The following is an 18,965-nucleotide window of genomic DNA, read 5'->3' as shown; positions in this document are numbered from 1 at the left end:
AAACCACAACTGTCGAAATAAGCTGATGTAGCTTCTATCTCATATCGTGTTTTCTAATCTTTAATCAAACCACAACCATAAATCAGTCTGCTCCTTAAAAGTACGCATATCGTGTTTTCTAATCTTTAATCAAACCACAACAACTGCTAACACGGTGCAGTTCCAATGTACATATCGTGTTTTCTAATCTTTAATCAAACCACAACTTTCAGAGCCTCCAAGCCGTCTTAACCATTCATATCGTGTTTTCTAATCTTTAATCAAACCACAACAAGTGTTCTAAATCTTTCAATTTAGAAACTCATATCGTGTTTTCTAATCTTTAATCAAACCACAACTTGATGCCATTAATTCATTTGAAGGCAAAGCATATCGTGTTTTCTAATCTTTAATCAAACCACAACATCAGACTTATTTTTTCGGTTATCCGTGCACATATCGTGTTTTCTAATCTTTAATCAAACCACAACGTATCTGCGGACATTGATTCAATGGATTCACATATCGTGTTTTCTAATCTTTAATCAAACCACAACATGTCTTTTTCTCTAGCAAGAATCCATTCACATATCGTGTTTTCTAATCTTTAATCAAATAAATTCACAAACACACCTATAAAAAATATTATTTTGGTGTTTGTAAACCACAACCCAGCCACTATTGCTCCAAAAGTAGCACCACATATCGTGTTTTCTAATCTTTAATCAAATAAATTCACAAACACTCCAATAAAAAATATTATTTTGGTGTTTGTAAACCACAACAAGGCAGTGATGATTGTGTTTGTACTATTGCATATCGTGTTTTCTAATCTTTAATCAAATAAATTCACAAACACACCAATAAAAAATATTATTTTGGTGTTTGTAAACCACAACTTTAAAATTGCCACTGATGCACAGATTACTCTTACATCGTCTTTGTGGTTTGGCTGTTTAAGACCATGAAAACGTATGTCAAAGAACTTTTTGTCTCCTTTTTGTCATTCCGACGGAGGAGGAATCGCATTTGTTACTCATGTTATGTGATTCCTCCTTCGTCGGAATGACAAATCGAATCATTTATTTTCTTACATAAATCGATCGTTTAAAAATTCAAAATTTGGATTAAAATTTCTAATTAATTCTAATTTTTTTTCTCTTTTCCACCCTTTTAATTCTTTTTCTCTTTCTATTGCCTTTTGAACCCAAGTAAACTTTTCGTAAAATACCAAAAACTCAATATTGTATTTAGAGGCAAATGTTTTAATTCCTTTTTCTATATTTTCTTTATGTTGAAGTAATCGCAATCCCAAGTTATTTGTCATTCCAATGTAATAAGTTGAGCGAAACTTATTGGTAATTATGTAAACAAAATAAGTATGATGCCCTTCATTAAATTCTATCATATTATTATTCATATATGTAAATTTATTTGTTAGCGATCATATCCCGTCCCGCATTTTCGGGACAAGTTATGGTATCGCCTTTTTATTAATTGGGGTTTGCTTGCGCAAACAAGTTGTTAATGGCGATTTCATATTTATACAATTTTTAGTCTTTCTTTGAACTCAGCCAATAGTTGTTCTTTGGTTTTGGTACTAAAACCACTAGTTAAACCTCTGTCAATTTTCATTTGCACATAGTCATGATATGCCTCTAGCTCCCGTGCTAGCTTGATGAGATGATTTACCGCTTCGCTTTTGCTGGTAAATTCTTCCTTAGCCACTTGTTGCTTTAGCCACTCATCGTTTTGATTGGCTAGGGTGATACTTTGTCTTGCCATGATAATATGATTTAGTGGTGCAAATATACACCAAAAATAGTTAATCGGATTTATTTTTTAGGTTGGGTGTAAATTATAATTTAAAAAAAACTTTTTTTGTACCCATAAAAAAATCCCAATCTTTACATTGGGATTTTGATCTTTAGGCACTAGGTTTTGGTGTTTGCTTTTTACGTTCGCTTTTTTTAACTCCTCCTGCCATTTCATACTGCGAACTGTTTTTGCCAAATTTGGTTGCAACACCAGTTAATACCCTGTCGTTCCAATCTCTTAACACATCAATTTGTGAAATACACTCGTTATACAATTCGTCAATGGTACTCAAAGCGGTGTTGTAACTGTTTAACTTGGTGCGTAACAAGTTAATTTGTGTTTCATAATTGGCAGCAGTAATGCCGTTACCCAAATCGATAACAGGATCGATACTTTTTACTGATGCCAATCGAGTGGCTCCTTTATCAAGGTCGGGCACTCTAATTAATTTTTTTCTTGCCATTGTTTTGTGTTTTAAAAATTTTAAATAAAATTAATAATAATAGTTGTTTTATAAAAATATTTTACAGTTATTTAACACTTTCATGTAAATTAAGACTACTTCATTAATTACTAATCAGCATTTATTATAAATGTTGAACTATTTACTCTAAACCAGTAAGTCTTTATAACAAACGTTTACTTATTTCCTCTAAACTAGTGTGCATTTATAAAAAATGTTTACTCATTTCCTCTAAACTAGTGTGCATTTATAAAAAACGTTTACTTATTTTCTTTAAACTAGTAGGCATTTATAAAAAATGTTTACTCATTTCTTTTAAATTAGCAAACATTTATAAGAAGCTTTTACTCATTTCTTTTAAATAAGAAATCATTTATAAGAAGCGTTTAAACGTTTTTTTTAAAATAGTAAGCATTTGAAATTTTTCAAACAATATGTCAAAGATCATGATAATAATTACTTGTTTTTACCCAATATATTAACTACAATTTTAATTGGGTTCATTTCTTGGAATTTTTTCATACTTGCAATCCTTATTTCTTCTTTTTTATTTGTTACTGTGGATGCTAAATGATGTCTGAATGAATAATCTCCATCAGATATTTTTTGAACTCTATACAAATAATTACTTAAAAATGATGAGTTATTAATGTTATCATTATATTCATCTTCAGAAAGTCCAAGTATGAACATATCATTTTCTTGAAAGGTTAAAATAAGTTCTTTTGGAACAGATTGACCAACTACGGGAGATGGAATCCTATAAATTTCTTCTTTTTGTTTTACTCTTTCTACTACTTTCCAAAAATTAGTAACTGTGTCTTTAAGCTGTCCTTCTTCATCTTTATAAATAACAATATGATGGTTATTCCTTGGATTAACAAATTGATTTATAGAAGATTTTAATTTCTGTGCTTTCCCCATTTCTTCGGCAACTCTTACTTTTTTTATTGGAATTGGATCACCTTTTTTATTAGGTAACGTATATAATTGTTTAATATCATTTCTTAATTGACTTATTTTATCATTAATGTTTTTTTCTTCGATTTCAGATAGCCTTGGATTTTTCAATTGTTTTGACAAGTTTTCAATTTCTTTATACAATGGAATTTCGGCTCTTCTTGCTTTTATAATTATTTCTCTGATGCTTGTGTCTACAATTTTATTTATCTGTTTATCTGTAACCAAACTTTCCACAGATTTTCTTATGTGATAACCTTCATCTCCATTTGGTGGAGTTCTAAAACCAAAGACAAATTCTTTGTGCAATTGTCCTCTAACCGCCATTCCTTCACTTTTATAGGTTTTACCATTTTTTGTAATCTTCTTGGTGATTTTAGTTAGTATATTTCTATTCTGTTTATGAGAAATTAAAATACTATTTATTGTTTTTTGAGCATCGGTATGAAAACCATTCCATGGTTCTGCAAAATCTAATTGGTCGTTATCATATTCTATGCCTCTTTTTTTGTTTTCAGACGAGGCATTGTGTTTACTTAACTGTTGAAAATAAGTTTCTTTTGTTAACGCAATTACTAAAGCATCTATAGCGTGATGACGATGGTCTTCTCTATTCTTTTTGGGGTCAAACTTTATTTCACCCGAATATTTATCTACCCACACAGTACCTTCCACTAATGCTTGTCCTTCTTCTATTTTAGGGATTTCCGTTTTTACAGGATAAAAATCATCTACTTCAGAAATAATATCAAACAATACATAATATTTGCCTTTGCCTTCATTCATTGTAAACTGATGTTGGTTGTCCATATCAGAAACAAATACATTATCATCATTTGTAATTCCCTGGATTACAATTTGATTTTCTTTTACGGTTGATTTGTCATTTAAAGCTTTTTCAAAATCAACTTTTTCAAAATCAATATCAAGGACTAACCAATATTTACCATCTTCTACTTTTTCAGCATCACATTGATATACGTAAGAAGAAAATACACCTTCTTTTACTTCTCCAAATAACAAGATTTGTTTTCCATTTTTCTTAGGTTGGTCTTCTTTTATAGGTTTTTTAAATTCTTTATTTGAAATAGTTAGTTTTGCCCAATAAACACCATTGTCTTTCCCTTGTGCATTGATTGTGTTTAACCCTTCATGCTTAAACTTTTCTTTCTCTATTTTACCTCTAACTACTATTTCATCTTCTGTATTTTCTGGTTTTTCTTTAAAAACCCTAACAATACTTTTAGGATTTGACAACAACAGTTTTGCCCAATATTCGCCATTTATTAATTCAGGCGTGTCAACTTGAAATTTTATATATTGCTCTTTTGATTTAAAAATACCTTTATCAACTTTACCAAACAAGGTTGTTTCATTTGGTTTTAATTTAGGTTTTTCATTATAAATTTTTTGAGAAGCAATTGGATTTTTATCTTTATCTAAAACTACATAATGAGGAATGTGTTTATTTTCGTCAATATGCAAATTTGGAATATCAATTGTAAAGGCTGGTTGTAAAATATTATTCAAGCCCCACAGTCTTCTTAATTCAGCTGTTAAACTTCCTGGCATTACTCGAACATCACCACAAATTTGAGATAAAATTTCCGCAGTTTTTTTACTTATATAACGAGTATCGTTAAGTTGTCTTTCTATAAAATCGTTTTTATCAAATTTTGTTTTTGAAGTAAATCGTTTTGCTTTAGGATAAGGCAACACAGTAAAAACTCTTCTTTCAATTTCTTCCCAAGTTTTTGCACCACCCCATAAATTTACATCTTTATTTATTTGATAAAATTCATAAGGAGTGCGCTCACCTTTTAGTCCATTAAATTTTGCATCACATAAGGTTTTATTAGCAAAACTATCATCCAATGAAATACTTTTTGGTATTATATGTTCAATTTGAATTTTGTTTGCCCTTCCTAGTACATCAGAAATATTTATCGTTTTATTTGTGTACGGACAAACAGCAATAGTTCCTCTTTCTTGCAGTTCTTGATACAATAGTACTTTTTGAATATTTTCTCTACTATGTCTTAATGCATACTCGGTTAATAGCTGTTTTGCATTTTCATTTTTAGCAGTGTTTTGAGAGATTTTATAAGTTAATTCTTGACGTTTCATTTTGTTGTTCTTTAAATCTCTTCCTAACTCAACCCTTATTTGGTCAAATTTACCATGTTCTTCAATTAATAAATTGACTAATCGTTTTACCTCATTTACTCCTTGTTGGACTATAGGATTTCTTAAATTATCAATATCTTCTATTTTATCTTTTTGTTTAACCTCGATCACTTCTTGACTATGATGGTATAACTTTTTAAATCTAATATCATTTTCAACAAAACCATATTTATTTTCGATTAAATAATGTTTAATCTTTTCTATGGCTTCGCCTTCTTTGTTAGATTTATCTTGATTTATTTTCAATAAATCTTTCTCTAATTCCTTATGATCTTCTTTGTATAATTCCCACTTTTTTCCAAAAGCATTTCTAACGCCACCAAGAATTACCGCATCACTCAATCTTCTTCCTTCCTTTAGATAAGGCAAAATATTTTTAATTGCTTTTAAAGAAACATTTGAATATCCTTCTTTTAAATTTGTTTTAGAAACTTTTTCAATATTCTTTTCTTCTAAACCATATTCCTTTTGCAATTTTTCGATTAAAACATCATTATCATCGCAATAATGAAATAAATGCCAAATGCGTTCATAACCATATTCAACAATATCAATATTATTAACTTTGATAACATATTCTTTTTCAAGAATTTCTTTTGGAAATAATGAATTTAGATGTTTTGTTGTATAATTTCCATTAACCGGAGCATCGTCATCAAAATTAAAAGTTTCATACTCCAATTTTAATTTCTTTTTAACTTCAGAAAACTTGAAATTACTGTCTTTAGAATTAATTAATTCTAAGACTTGCTCCCGTTGAGTTTCTTCTAATTTTTGTTTTTTTCCATATTCAATATTATTAATATATCCATAAGCTCTGAATTCTTCAAACAAAAGATGTGATAAATGACATGGTGTCTTTCCTTTTTGAATAAACTTTCCATTGTCATCTTTTAAATCTGGCTCAAATCGACATTTAGAAAGTAAATTTTTTTGAGATCGCAATGGGCGTTGCCAAAACAAAACACTATCATTGCTTTTAAATTTGATATTTTCATCTTCATCTTTTTCAATTCTCCCTCCTAAAAACTCTTTCAAAGGTATTTTTGAAATTACTTTTAAAATAAATTTTTCTTTATCCGTATTAGACAATTCATCTTTTATTTCAATAATTTCTACATTATCTATCCCTTTACTCTTTTTGAAATATTCAATTTTATTATTATTCCTTTTATTTTTTAATCCTCCTTTTAGTAAAATCTTTTTCTCATTTAAGTAATCAATCTTATCAAGTCCTAACTGTGGTGCTTGTCTATTCCATATTGCTTCAAATTCAGCAATATACATATCTCGTAATGTATATCGAGAACGAACCCTTAATTCATTACCCTTTTCATCTTGTATAATTTTAAATGGCTCTCCCTCTTTTGGCAAAATATCAAACAAATATTTTCCTAAAGTAGAGTTCTGTATCTCCTTTTGTGTATCTTCTATTCCTTTAATTCCTTCTTTCCCTTTGTAAATTTTACCGTCATCCTTTCCTTTTCTATTACTTAAAAAACCACGTCTTTGAATTAAATGATATAAGACTCTTCCATATTCATATAGTGTTACATCTTCAATTAGTGCTTTATTTCTTAATTCATAAGGATTTTGCTTTAACCATAAACAATAAGGATGATTATCAGGTAAGAAAAGTTCAGGTGCCATTCTACCTTCTTTCTTTTTAATTTTATCCCATTTACTCCAAACATCTAGTTCTTCATGTTTCAAAGGACACATATTAAAATTTATAAGTGTTCTTAATAGTTTAATTTTCCTAAGCCTTTTTCTGTAAAACCCTCTTCTGGTTTGTCTGCTTGTTCTTCGCTTAGCGTTTTTGCTTTCCTCCTTATCTCCTTTTCCGATGGTATCTGATTTCACACCTTCTGGAAAAATTCTTACTCCAGCGTCAATAATTTTGTTTTTTGTGTCATCCACCACCGCCCAGCCAATGCTGTTTGTGCCTAAATCTAATCCTAATATTTTTGCCATTTTTGTGTTTTCAAATTTTTTGTAAATATATTGGAAAAAATATTTTAAAAAAAAAGTTTTTTCGCTATATACATTTAAAAATGTTTTATATATTTGCAGCATGATTAATATTTCTAATCTTTAATCTTATCACAATAAGGCTATATGCCGTAGATGTAAAATCTTTAGTCCTGCTTCGGTGGGACTTTTTTTTGTAATAAAATACCACTAAAAGAGTAGGAGGGGGGGCAGCTTTTTTGGAACGTTTATTGTGTTATTTTTACCTTGTTTCAACTGTTTTTTTATCCATTTCTTATAAAAAAAAGCCCCTAATCAATTGCTTTATACTTTTGTAAAATACAGCTAAATATTAAATTCAAATATAAAAGATAAATAAATTCGATATTATAGACTCATTTCACATTTGCAAATGAATTCCTGATAAAAAAATGGAATCAAATAAGTTTGATTTAGGTAAATATAAATTTACTATTATATTTATAATTGAAATCATCTGAAAAATCAAGTTGTGAGATGCAAATTTTTCAATAAAACATTTTTTTATTTATAATACTTGCTTTATAAAATTGTATTTATTTTTTAACTATATTTTAAAATAAATCTGTAACAATGCTCTGTATCATGTGAAAGGCATGCGTTAGGCAAAATGAATAATTGTAATTTTCTATTTTACATAATATTAATTATAGTTCAAATAATAAGAACCAAAAAAGGAGCATATTGGCTTAGATATTGGTTACTTTTTAGCGTTTTGTTGCAAGTGATTGGCCAGAATTTTATCAATCAATTCATCTTTTGTTAAATGATGAAAAATTGCTTTAATGTCGTTTTTCAATTCATTAGATATTTGATGATTGGGTTTGGTTTTATAAATTTGTTTGGCCCATATCATCGTATTATTATCTTCAATACTTTTATTGTCAGGTTTTTCATATTTTAAAATGGGCAACTCAATCGCTTTTTCAATAGTTTGCAATTGGGCTAATTCCTCTTCTTGTATGATGTTGTAAACCAAGCCTTTGTGAGTATTTCGGGCACTTCTGCCACTGCGGTGAATGTATGTTTCTAACGTATCTGGTAAGTGATAATTTACAATATATTGAATGTCATCTATATCGATACCACGTGCGGCCAAGTCTGTGGCTACTAAAATAGGAATATGTCCTGCTCTAAATTGCGACATCATTTTGTCTCTTATAGGCTGTGTCAAACTACTGTGAATGGCACCCGAGGTAAACTTTTTGATGGCTAAATTTTTGGCTAATTTATTGACAGCTGCTTTTGTTTTACAAAAAATAATTCCTTTTTGATTTGGTTTTGAATTTAATAAATGTAATAATACTGCTAATTTTTCTATTGGATCTACTATTACATAATGGTGTTTGATGTTTGTATTGGTTTTTGTACCTACAACCGATGTGATAATAGCAGTATTTTTTGAAAAATTTTGTTGTACCAACTGTTTTAATCCCCCCGAATATGTTGCTGTAAACAAGAACTGTCGTTTATTTTTGGGCAAATATTGTTCGATTTTTGTCAAACTGTCGTGTAATATGGCCATCATTTCGTCTGCTTCATCCAAAACTACAAATTGCACGTGTTGCAAGTTGAGTACCTTTTGTTCGAGTAAATCTAGCAATCGACCTGGCGTAGCTACCACAATTTGGGGGTTATTTTGCAAGGCCGCAATTTGTGGTTTTATTGGATTGCCTCCACAAGTAGCCAAAATGTTGATTGACGAATGATGTTGAGCAAATTGTTGTAGTTGGTGCGTTATTTGTTGTCCTAGTTCTCTGGTTGGTGCTAATATAACAGCTTGAACATGAAGGTTTTGCACGTCTATTTGTTGCAAAATGGGTACACCAAAAGCAACTGTTTTTCCGTGACCTGTGTGTGCTATGCCTACTACATCATGTTGTGCTTGTAGAATTTGTGGAATAACTTGTTGTTGAATTTCAGTTGGTGTATTGATATTCAGACTTTTAAGCGTTTCAACAAAAGCAATTATTAAACCTAAATCGATAAAATTTGACATGAAAATATTGTTTTAAGAAAGCGTTACTTTTGAAAATGAATCTAGCCCCGATTGTAGTGAAAATCCTTTTGTGGCGGGGTTCGCCACAAAAGATTGTAACGAAAAGCGGGATCAAGCTCCCTAAAAAATTAATCTGGTTCGTTCATAATTTTTTCACGATACTTCTTCCCTATCAATAAATTGAGGTTTTTAATATAATCATCGACTAGCCATTCTCTATAATTTTTACTACATTGACTCAAACAATTTGAATATTTTTTTATTCTACTTTCTATATCTGCTAATAATTCTTTGGCTAATGCACGGGCTTCTTGAAGTGTTTCGGTATTATCTACACACATGGCCGCATGCTGGTCGAGCGATTTTTCGAGTACAATTTTTGAACGCAAATTGAACTTGATGGCCAATTTGTGTTCGTCGTCCACATCAAAAGTAACATCGGGAGTTTTACTGAATTTTTGACGTAATTCATCAGGCATTACATATTTAAAATTCATTTCAATTTCGGCATCGTCTCTTAGATTTTCGAGGTAAAACTCTGGCGATTTAAAAATATGTTGCCAATTGATGGGCTCGTTCCACAAACCAAATCGGGCAGCATTGTTACCCAAATCGATTACCGTAAAACTGTCTTTGTTGGGCAATCGACGAGACCCTCGCCCTATCATTTGGTAATATAACGTTAATGATTTTGTAGCCCTATTTAGGATGATGGTCTCTACGGTAGGTTCGTCAAAACCTGTTGTCAAAATTCCAACAGAAGTAAGAATAGCATGTGGCGTTTTTTTAAACCAATGCAAAATTTCTTTACGTTCTTCGTTACTATTGGTATTATCTAAATGTCTAATGTCATAGCCTGCTTCTCTAAAAGTTTCATAAACATATAGCGAGGTGTTGATACCGTTGTTGAAAATTAATGTTTTTTTGCCTAAAGATTTCTCGGCGTAAGCGTGCAATAATTTTTCTTGCATTGCCATATTAGTATATAAATCGTCTGACGATTTTACTGTATAATCGCCATTTATACCTACTTTTAATGAAGTAAGTCCAACATCATAACTATAGGTAGTAGCTTTTGCTAAAAAGCCATTATCTATCAAGTTTTGTATGGTATCTCCTACGATTAATTCATCATAATTTTCGTGCATTGGAAGCCCAACATTGGAACTTAAAGGAGTGGCCGTAACGCCAAGAATAAAAGAATTTTCAAAAGAACTAAATAATTTTCTAAAAGAATTATAATGAGCTTCGTCAATTATTAATAAACCTACATCATCTATCAATAATTTTTCATCATTTAACCTATTTTTTAAGGTTTCTACCATGGCTACAAAACAAGAATATTCATGCTGGTCTGGCAAATCTTTGATTTTGCTGTTTACAATTTTATTTTTTACACCAAAACCCTTGAGCATTTTTGAAGTTTGTTTGCAAAGCTCAATTCTATGAGTTAAAATTACTACTTTTTTATTATTTTTTTTAATATACCTTCTAACTATTTCAGAAAAAACGACTGTTTTACCACCACCCGTAGGCAATTGGTACAGCAAATGAAAATTGCTTTTTTGGTTGTCTATTCTTTCAAAAATGGCATCAATATCGTATTCTTGATAATCATATAAAACTTTTTTTTCGTCTAATTCGGCTTCAACTAATGGGTATGACATTTGATAAAAATTGATTTTTGCAAAAGTACGTTTAAAAAACCTATTATTTGATAATAATTTAAAAAAAGTGATTTAAAGCAGATGTAAAATCAATAAATTTTATAAATAATGTTAAATTTATGTATATATATTATTTTATTGAACTATTATCAATATAAATTTTAATTTTATTTAATTATTGATGAATTATACTCAATATAGTATTATTATTTTTATTTTAAAATAAAATTGATAAATATAATATTAAATTATTACATTCAAAGTCGATTTTGCTGTTTAGGAATCAATTATTAAATAATTCATAAAAAACAGCTATTTAGCAGCCGAGTTGTTTGCAAATTATTAATTTTGTACCCAAAAAAAAAACTATGTTAAAATTATTTAAATACATTGCTATTTTAGAAGGGTTGTCGTTGCTTGCCTTGTTTTTCTTTGCTATGCCCATGAGACGTTTTTTTCAAAACGATGCCTATATTAGGCCTATAGGTATGGCACATGGTATTTTGTTTATTGCTTATATTTTGCTTGCAGTTATAGTAAAATACAAACAAAATTGGTCATTTAAAATATTTTCGATAGTATGTTTGGCTTCTTTTGTACCGTTTGGAACATTTTATATTGAAAATAAATATTTAAAAAATGCTTAAATTTATAAACAAAATATTTGGGTGGTGTTATCCGCTTTTCAAAAAAATAGGATGGCATGATACGGTTGCATCTTATAGTAGTTTGATAGTGAATATCATTATTTTATGGTTGTTTGCCTATCTAATTTATAAAATTTTTAGGTTTATTTTAGTAAGTGTTTTAGCAATAATTGCACAAAGAACCCACTCAAAGTTTGATGATTTTTTAATTGCAAACAAAACAGCAAAATACATTTCCTATTTAATACCACTTTTATTTATTTATAAATCAGTTCCTATAATTTTAAATGATTATGTATATTGGGAAGGTTTTTTTGGTAAATTTATAGGTATTTATATTGTTTTGCTTACCTTATGGATCATCAGAACCATATTCAATGCATTAAGAGATTATTTAAAATTAATACCCCAATATAGCGATAAACCCATAGACAGTTATATTCAAGTATTTATGATCATTCTTTGGATGATAGGATTATTTGTAATTATATTAGAATTATTTGAAATAAAAACAAATACTTTATTTACAGCTTTTGGAGCTGTTTCTGCTGTTATATTATTGATTTTTAGAGATACTATTTTGGGTTTTGTAGCTAGTGTTCAGGTGTCATTAAATGATATGGTTCGCATTGGCGATTGGGTAACATTCGACAAATTTGGTGCAGATGGCGATGTGATTGAAATCAATTTAGCTACGGTAAAAGTTCGTAATTTTGATTTGACTACTACAACTATTCCTACATATAGTTTGATATCAGATTCATTTAAAAACTGGCGAGGGATGCAAAATTCATCTGGAAGGAGGATAAAACGTTTTTTATTGATTAAATCGCATAGTGTTCATTTTTTATCAGACATAGAAATCGAAAATTTATCAAAAATTCAATTGATTCATCATTATATTTCCCAAAAACAATCAGAAATTGACATCTATAATGCGAATCATCAAATTAATAAAGACGTATTAGTAAACGGAAGAAATCTTACTAATTTGGGTTTATTTAGAGTTTATATAACAAAATATTTAGAAAGACATGCCGCAATCAATCAAGATATGTTTTTGGTTTGCAGACAATTACAACCCACACAACATGGAATTCCGCTTGAAATATATGCTTTTTCAAAAGATAAAAAATGGGAAAATTATGAATATATCGTATCTGATTTATTCGACCACTTTATTGCTGCCGTGCCCTATTTTAATTTAGAAATTTTTGAGTTGCCATCTGAAAAGCATGATGTTTAAAAAAAAATATATTGTTTAATCTTTTTGTGTTTTAATTAAACATTTTTATTACTTTTACACCAAAAATAGATTCTTAAATTCATTTTAATCATTTTTGACACAATAAAAGTAACCATGAAAATATACAGATTAGAAACCAAACAAAAACTTCCCATTAGTTTAGATCAAGCTTGGGAGTTTTTTTCAAATCCAGCCAATTTAAAAAAAATAACGCCTCCATATATGGGTTTCAAAACCCTTTCAGGCGATGACAAACCCATGTTTGCAGGACAAATTATTCAATATATTGTAACCCCCATAGCAGGAATACCTACAAAATGGGTTACAGAAATTACTCAGGTAGATGATAAACATTATTTTGTAGATGAACAACGATTTGGTCCTTATTCATTATGGCATCATAAACATTTTTTCAAAGCAATTCCAGGAGGAATAGAAATGGAAGATATTGTAGATTACAAATTACCATTAGGTATTGTAGGACAAATGATACATCCCATATTAGTAGCACCTAAACTTAAGGAGATTTTTGAATTTAGAAAAACGACTTTAACAAGCATGTTTGGCGAATTAAAATAAAATAATATGACAATATTTTGGTTTAGAAGGGATTTAAGATGGACAGATAATGTTGGATTGTATCATGCGTTACAAGAAAACCAATCCGTTTTGCCGATATTTATTTTTGATCATAACATTTTGCAACAACTCGAAAAAAATGATGCAAGGGTTGATTTTATACATGATTCATTACAAAAAATGAATGATGAATTCCAAAAATACAATAGTTCTATTGCTACTTTTTATGGTGACCCTATTGAAATATGGAAAGAATTAATTACAAATAATATTATTACATCAGTATATATAAACAAAGATTATGAACCTGCTGCTCGAGAACGAGATAAAAAAATTTACTATTTATTACAAGAACATCAAATTCCATTAAAAGCTTATAAAGATCAGGTCATTTTTGAAAAAAATGAAATTGTCAAAGAAGATGGCAGCCCGTATGTTGTTTTTACTCCATATTCAAAAAAATGGAAACAGAAATTCCATAAAAATTTAATCAATGTAGCATATTCAGAAGATTATTTGCAACATTTACAACCTCACTCCTACCCTTTTTTATCATTAGAAAAAATTGGATTTCAAAAATCATTGCAGAAAGTTTTACCTATTGCTATTGGCCACGAATTGATTGAAAACTATGAATTGAATAGAAATTTTCCATATCTTGCTAAAACTTCCAATGCAGCGCCTCACCTACGGTTTGGAACTATATCTATAAGAGAAATTATTAGAAATATCATTGATATTGAAAATGAAACTTATCTAAATGAATTAATTTGGAGGGAATTTTTTATGAATGTTATTTGGCATTATCCACACACAACCCACTTATGTTTTAGACCAAAATATGAAAACATACCATGGGACAACAATGAAATGTATTTTGAAAAATGGTGTATAGGACAAACAGGTTACCCTATTGTGGATGCAGGCATGCGTGAGTTAAACGCTACAGGATACCTACATAATAGAGTTAGAATGATAGTTGCAAGTTTTTTATGCAAACATTTACTTATAGATTGGAGATGGGGAGAAGCCTATTTTGCATCAAAATTATTAGATTATGAGCAATCAAGCAATGTTGGAAATTGGCAATGGGCAGCAGGTTGTGGTGTAGATGCTGCACCCTATTTTAGAATATTTAACCCAATGGAGCAAACCAAAAAATTTGATGCAAATTGTAAATATATTCAAAAATGGGTTCCAGAATATCAAGAATTAAATTACCCAAAGCCTATTGTAAACCATCAAGAAGCCAGAGCAAAATGTTTGAAAGTGTTTAAAGAAGCGTTATTGTAAAATTAATTGCATCAAAACCAAATCCAGCCATTGGTTAAATTTAAAACCTACTTCTTTGATATGACCTGATATTTGGAATCCAAATTTTTGATGAAATTGAATACTATTTTGGTTTGTTGCATCGATAGCCCCAATCATGCAATGATATCCTTGTTTTTTTGCAAGATAAATTAATTTTGATAATAATAACTTACCAATACCTTTTCCTATATAATCATCTATTACATAAACCGAATGTTCTATGGTATATTGGTAGCCTATTTTTTCTCTAAAACTTCCATAAGTTGCAAAACCAAGCACTTGATTTTGAAATTCGGCAACCAAAATAGGTAACCCTTTATCTTTTTTATCGATAAACCATTTTTTTTGATCAGCTAAAGTTTGAATATCATAAGAATAATTTGAAGTAGTATGTAAAATAGCATGATTGACAATTTTCAAAATGGCCTCTAAATCATTTTCAACTGCATTTCTGATAATTATTTCCATATTGTATTAATATATTTCATCTTTTTTTGTATTATTTCTAAATACATACACCAAACCTAAAATAATAAAAGGAATACTTAACCATTGTCCTGTTGAAAAATGACCTAAAGTATTTTCAAAACCACCTTGACTGGCTTTTACAAACTCTACAACAAATCGAATGGGCCAAAGTGTGATTAAAAACATACCAAACAAAAATCCCTCTTTTTTGCGTGCATCTGTTTTCCAATAAAGAAAATATAATATAAAAAACACAAAAATATAAGCAAAAGATTCGTATAATTGAGATGGATGTCTGAAAGGTATTTCATTTAAAACTTCAGTAAATTTTGAGTTATTGGCAATTACATTATAGGCCTCATTTTCTGATTGTGCTTGAGTCATTTCCATCAAATTATGGTTTTGCCAAAATTCTTCTTCTCTTACAAATTTTATAGCATAAAAATGATTACCATCTGTTGGTTTTCCATAAATTTCTGAATTAAAGAAATTTCCAAGTCTTACAAAAATAGCACCACTTGCTACTGGAATAACTACCCTATCCAAAACCCATAAAACAGATTTTTTCATGATTTTTTTGCTAAAAAAATACATCATAATTATAATAGAAATAGCAGCTCCATGACTTGCAAGTCCTGCATATCCAGTAAATTTAAAATCGGGTTGCGTTCTTATTGGTAATAAAATACTTAAAGGATCGTCTAAAAATAATTCTGGCTGATAAAAAATAACATGACCTAGTCTTGCCCCAAGCAAAGTAGCAACTACTGTCCATACAAATAAGCTATCCAGTTTATCAATAGATTCGTTTTCTCTATCAAATATTTTTTTCATGATCCACCAGCCTAATCCAAAGGCCACGACAAACATCAAACTGTAAAACCTAATCATAAAAAAACCCAAATCTATTCCTTCAGAAGGATTCCAAACTATACTAAAAGCTATATTCATTATTAATATTATTTTTTAATTTATTATTTTATTGGATCATATCCTGACTTTCCCCAAGGATTACAACTCAAAATTCTTTTGATACCATAATATCCCCCTTTTATTAATCCATGCTTTTGCAGGGATTGAATCATATAAGTAGAACAAGTTGGTTCAAACCGGCAAGAGGCTGGAGTAAATGGCGAAATGGCCACTTGATAGAACCGAACTAGAAAAATAAAAGGTTTTGTTACATTCATCAAAATTATTTTTAAACACTAAAAGTTGTGCCTTCTTTACCGTCTTTAAGTTGGATACCTATGGCTAACAATTGGTTTCTGATTTGATCAGACAAAGCAAAATCTTTATTGTCTCGGGCTTCTTTTCTCATTTCGATGAGTATTTGAACCACATTTTCAAGTTTGTTACTTTGATTGGTACTTGCTTTTGTGTCTTCGAGTCCTAAAACATCAAAAACAAAGGCATGTAACGTTTTTGTAAAATCGGCTAAATCGTCTGCATGAATTGTTTCTTTTTTGTCGTTGAGCAAATTGATATATTTTACAGCCTCAAATAGATTTGCTATTAAAATTGGGGCATTAAAATCGTCGTTCATAGCCTCATAACAATTTGATTTCCAAGTTTTTAAATCGATAGAGGTTTGTTTTTGCGGTTGAATATCTTTTAGCAAATGTAATGCTTCCATCAATCGATTAAATCCTTTTTCGGCTGCCAAAATGGCCTCGTTTGAAAAATCTAAATTGCTACGATAATGGGCTTGCAACATAAAAAAACGAGCGACCGTAGCAGGAAAAGCTTTACTTAAAAAAGGATTTTCTCCTGTAAGTATTTCGCCAGGTAATATATTATTACCTGTTGATTTAGCCATTTTTTTACCATTTAAAGTCAGCATATTGGCATGCATCCAATAATTGACTGGTGTATGGCCTGTTGCAGCTTGATTTTGAGCAATTTCACATTCGTGATGCGGAAATTTTAAATCCATTCCGCCGCCGTGAATGTCAAAATGAGTGCCTAAATATTTGGTACTCATGGCAGTACACTCTAGATGCCAACCTGGAAAACCATCGCTCCAAGGCGAAGGCCACCTCATGATGTGTTCGGGTTCGGCCCGTTTCCATAAGGCAAAATCTTGTTGGTTTTTTTTATCAGATTGGCCATCAAGTTCTCTTGTATTGGCTAACATGTCTTCGATATTTCGTCCACTTAGCTGCCCATAATGGTGTTTTTCATTAAATTTGATTACATCGAAATATACAGATCCGTTAATTTCATAAGCAAATCCTTTGTCTATAATGGTTTTGATGATTTCTATTTGTTCAATAATATGCCCTGTTGCGGTGGGTTCTATGCTTGGTGGCAAAAAATTGAATGCTTTTAGAATTTGATGAAAATCAACAGTATAACGTTGAACAACTTCCATTGGTTCAAGTTTTTCTATACGTGCTTTTTTTGCAATTTTATCTTCTCCTTCATCTACATCATCAACAATATGACCGACATCGGTTATATTTCTTACATATCTAACTTTGTAACCCAAATGTTTGAAATAACGAAAAATCAAATCAAAGGACATAAAGGTGCGTACGTTTCCTAAATGTACATTGCTGTACACAGTGGGGCCACAGACATACATTCCAATGCTGCCTTCGTTTATGGGATTGAAATCTTCTTTTACTGCTGTAAGTGAATTATATATTTTTATTTTATTTATTTTATATAATGACATTATATTTTTAATTTTTAAAATTTTGTATCAAATTTTATATAATCTAAAAATTCTCGTTTGGTTTGTTCATTTTTGAATTTTCCACCAAATTCTGAGGTAACCGTGCTGCTTTCTATGTCTTTGATACCTCTTGAATTGACACATAAATGTTTGGCATCTATTACACAGGCTACGTCATCGGTGTTTAATACTTTTTGTAGTTCTTGAACAATTTGCATAGTCAAACGCTCTTGAACTTGTGGTCTTTTTGCATAATATTCTACAATTCTGTTCATTTTTGAAAGTCCAACTACTGTGCCGTTGCTGATATAAGCTACATGTGCTCGACCAATAATGGGCAATAAATGGTGTTCGCAGGTAGAATAGACTACAATATTTTTTTCGACCAACATTTCTCCATATTTGTAATTGTTTTCAAAAGTTGAAGCGCTTGGTTTTTTGTTTGGATTTAATCCACCAAATATTTCATTAACAAACATTTTTGCTACCCTATTTGGTGTTCCTTTCAAACTGTCGTCTGTTAAATCCATACCTAAAGTTTGTAATATATTTGTTACATCTTTTTTTATAGATTCGATTTTTTCTTCGTCTGAAAGAATAAAGGCATCGGGTCTGATGGGATTTTGAGCATTTGTTGCAATATGATTATTACCTATTTCGTCGTTGAAATTTTCAGCGTTTTTCATTTATTTTAATTGCTAATTTATGTTATATATGAATTTTCAAAGATAAAAAGAATATTTAAAATGATTCTATTTAAGTTTTGTTTTTTTATTAAAATTTCCATAAAATTTGGAATTGGAATTTATTATTCAGTAATAGACTAAAATTCAGTGAATTAAAAGGAAAAGAAATATAGATTTTGGAACCATTAAAATTTTATATTTTGGTGGCACAAACGGAAGCTGCGATTTAGCCCCGACAGCAGCGATATCCTTTTTGTTTTTT

15 protein-coding genes and 1 CRISPR repeat array (1 of these 16 running past the window's edge) are annotated in these 18,965 nt (G+C 29.9%); of the genes, 4 read left to right on the top strand and 11 right to left on the bottom strand.

The annotated features are described in order from the left end of the window. Positions 1–830: direct repeats of the CRISPR family, unit length 36 nt; unit sequence CATATCGTGTTTTCTAATCTTTAATCAAACCACAAC (it extends 686 nt beyond the left edge of the window). A 239-nt stretch (positions 831–1,069) separates the two neighbouring features. The 6 genes from B0A58_RS07815 to B0A58_RS07790 form a co-directional block, all read right to left on the bottom strand. Next, positions 1,070–1,399, bottom strand: a complete 330-nt coding sequence (locus B0A58_RS07815; RefSeq protein WP_089080598.1) for a GIY-YIG nuclease family protein — start codon at positions 1,397–1,399, stop codon at positions 1,070–1,072. Positions 1,400–1,521: 122 nt separating this feature from the next. After that, positions 1,522–1,764, bottom strand: coding sequence for a ribbon-helix-helix domain-containing protein (locus tag B0A58_RS07810; protein WP_089080597.1), 243 nt, complete (start codon positions 1,762–1,764; stop codon positions 1,522–1,524). 142 nt (positions 1,765–1,906) lie between these two features. Next, on the bottom strand, positions 1,907–2,260 hold the full coding sequence (locus B0A58_RS07805; protein WP_089080596.1) for a hypothetical protein: 354 nt from the start codon (positions 2,258–2,260) through the stop codon (positions 1,907–1,909). Positions 2,261–2,716: 456 nt separating this feature from the next. Then, the gene (gene cas9 / locus B0A58_RS07800; protein WP_165766312.1) at positions 2,717–7,381 is read right to left on the bottom strand and encodes a type II CRISPR RNA-guided endonuclease Cas9; all 4,665 of its coding nucleotides are present in this window, start codon (positions 7,379–7,381) and stop codon (positions 2,717–2,719) included. A gap of 736 nt (positions 7,382–8,117) precedes the next feature. Continuing rightward, positions 8,118–9,416 carry a DEAD/DEAH box helicase gene (locus B0A58_RS07795; RefSeq protein WP_089080594.1) on the bottom strand — a complete coding sequence of 433 codons (1,299 nt, stop codon included), beginning with the start codon at positions 9,414–9,416 and terminating at the stop codon, positions 8,118–8,120. Between the two features lie 128 nt (positions 9,417–9,544). Next, the gene (locus tag B0A58_RS07790; RefSeq protein WP_089080593.1) at positions 9,545–11,083 is read right to left on the bottom strand and encodes a DEAD/DEAH box helicase; all 1,539 of its coding nucleotides are present in this window, start codon (positions 11,081–11,083) and stop codon (positions 9,545–9,547) included. 368 nt (positions 11,084–11,451) lie between these two features. Between B0A58_RS07790 and B0A58_RS07785 the strand changes: the two genes are divergently transcribed. From B0A58_RS07785 to B0A58_RS07770, 4 genes are all read left to right on the top strand, one after another. Beyond that, positions 11,452–11,730: a DUF3817 domain-containing protein gene (locus B0A58_RS07785; protein ID WP_089080592.1), complete on the top strand. Its 279-nt coding sequence runs from the start codon at positions 11,452–11,454 to the stop codon at positions 11,728–11,730. Continuing rightward, positions 11,723–12,976 (top strand): mechanosensitive ion channel family protein, encoded by a 1,254-nt coding sequence (locus tag B0A58_RS07780; protein WP_089080591.1) that lies wholly within the window; start codon positions 11,723–11,725, stop codon positions 12,974–12,976. The genes B0A58_RS07785 and B0A58_RS07780 overlap by 8 nt, the downstream gene beginning before the upstream one ends. A 114-nt stretch (positions 12,977–13,090) precedes the next feature. After that, the gene (locus tag B0A58_RS07775) at positions 13,091–13,555 is read left to right on the top strand and encodes an SRPBCC family protein (protein ID WP_089080590.1); all 465 of its coding nucleotides are present in this window, start codon (positions 13,091–13,093) and stop codon (positions 13,553–13,555) included. A 6-nt stretch (positions 13,556–13,561) separates the two neighbouring features. Beyond that, positions 13,562–14,848 carry a cryptochrome/photolyase family protein gene (locus B0A58_RS07770; protein ID WP_089080589.1) on the top strand — a complete coding sequence of 429 codons (1,287 nt, stop codon included), beginning with the start codon at positions 13,562–13,564 and terminating at the stop codon, positions 14,846–14,848. On the opposite strand, the gene B0A58_RS07765 is transcribed toward B0A58_RS07770, so the two are convergent. Genes B0A58_RS07765 through folE form a run of 5 tightly spaced genes read right to left on the bottom strand, consistent with a single transcriptional unit; the run spans position 14,840 to position 18,703 of the window. Continuing rightward, entirely contained in the window at positions 14,840–15,337 is a 498-nt protein-coding gene (locus B0A58_RS07765) for a GNAT family N-acetyltransferase (protein ID WP_089080588.1), read from the bottom strand. The genes B0A58_RS07770 and B0A58_RS07765 overlap by 9 nt on opposite strands. 6 nt (positions 15,338–15,343) lie before the next feature. Then, entirely contained in the window at positions 15,344–16,288 is a 945-nt protein-coding gene (gene lgt / locus B0A58_RS07760; RefSeq protein WP_089080587.1) for a prolipoprotein diacylglyceryl transferase, read from the bottom strand. A gap of 23 nt (positions 16,289–16,311) precedes the next feature. Continuing rightward, a complete protein-coding gene (yidD, locus tag B0A58_RS07755) occupies positions 16,312–16,527 on the bottom strand; it encodes a membrane protein insertion efficiency factor YidD (RefSeq protein WP_089080586.1) in 216 nt (71 codons plus the stop codon). A gap of 11 nt (positions 16,528–16,538) precedes the next feature. After that, positions 16,539–18,017, bottom strand: coding sequence for a cysteine--tRNA ligase (cysS, locus tag B0A58_RS07750; RefSeq protein ID WP_089080585.1), 1,479 nt, complete (start codon positions 18,015–18,017; stop codon positions 16,539–16,541). A gap of 14 nt (positions 18,018–18,031) precedes the next feature. Continuing rightward, positions 18,032–18,703, bottom strand: coding sequence for a GTP cyclohydrolase I FolE (folE, locus tag B0A58_RS07745; RefSeq protein WP_089080584.1), 672 nt, complete (start codon positions 18,701–18,703; stop codon positions 18,032–18,034). Between the last annotated feature and the right edge of the window lie 262 nt (positions 18,704–18,965).

Source organism: Flavobacterium branchiophilum NBRC 15030 = ATCC 35035 (genome assembly GCF_002217205.1).
Taxonomy (GTDB): Bacteria; Bacteroidota; Bacteroidia; order Flavobacteriales; family Flavobacteriaceae; genus Flavobacterium; species Flavobacterium branchiophilum.
This window is presented reverse-complemented; position numbering and strand designations above follow the sequence as displayed.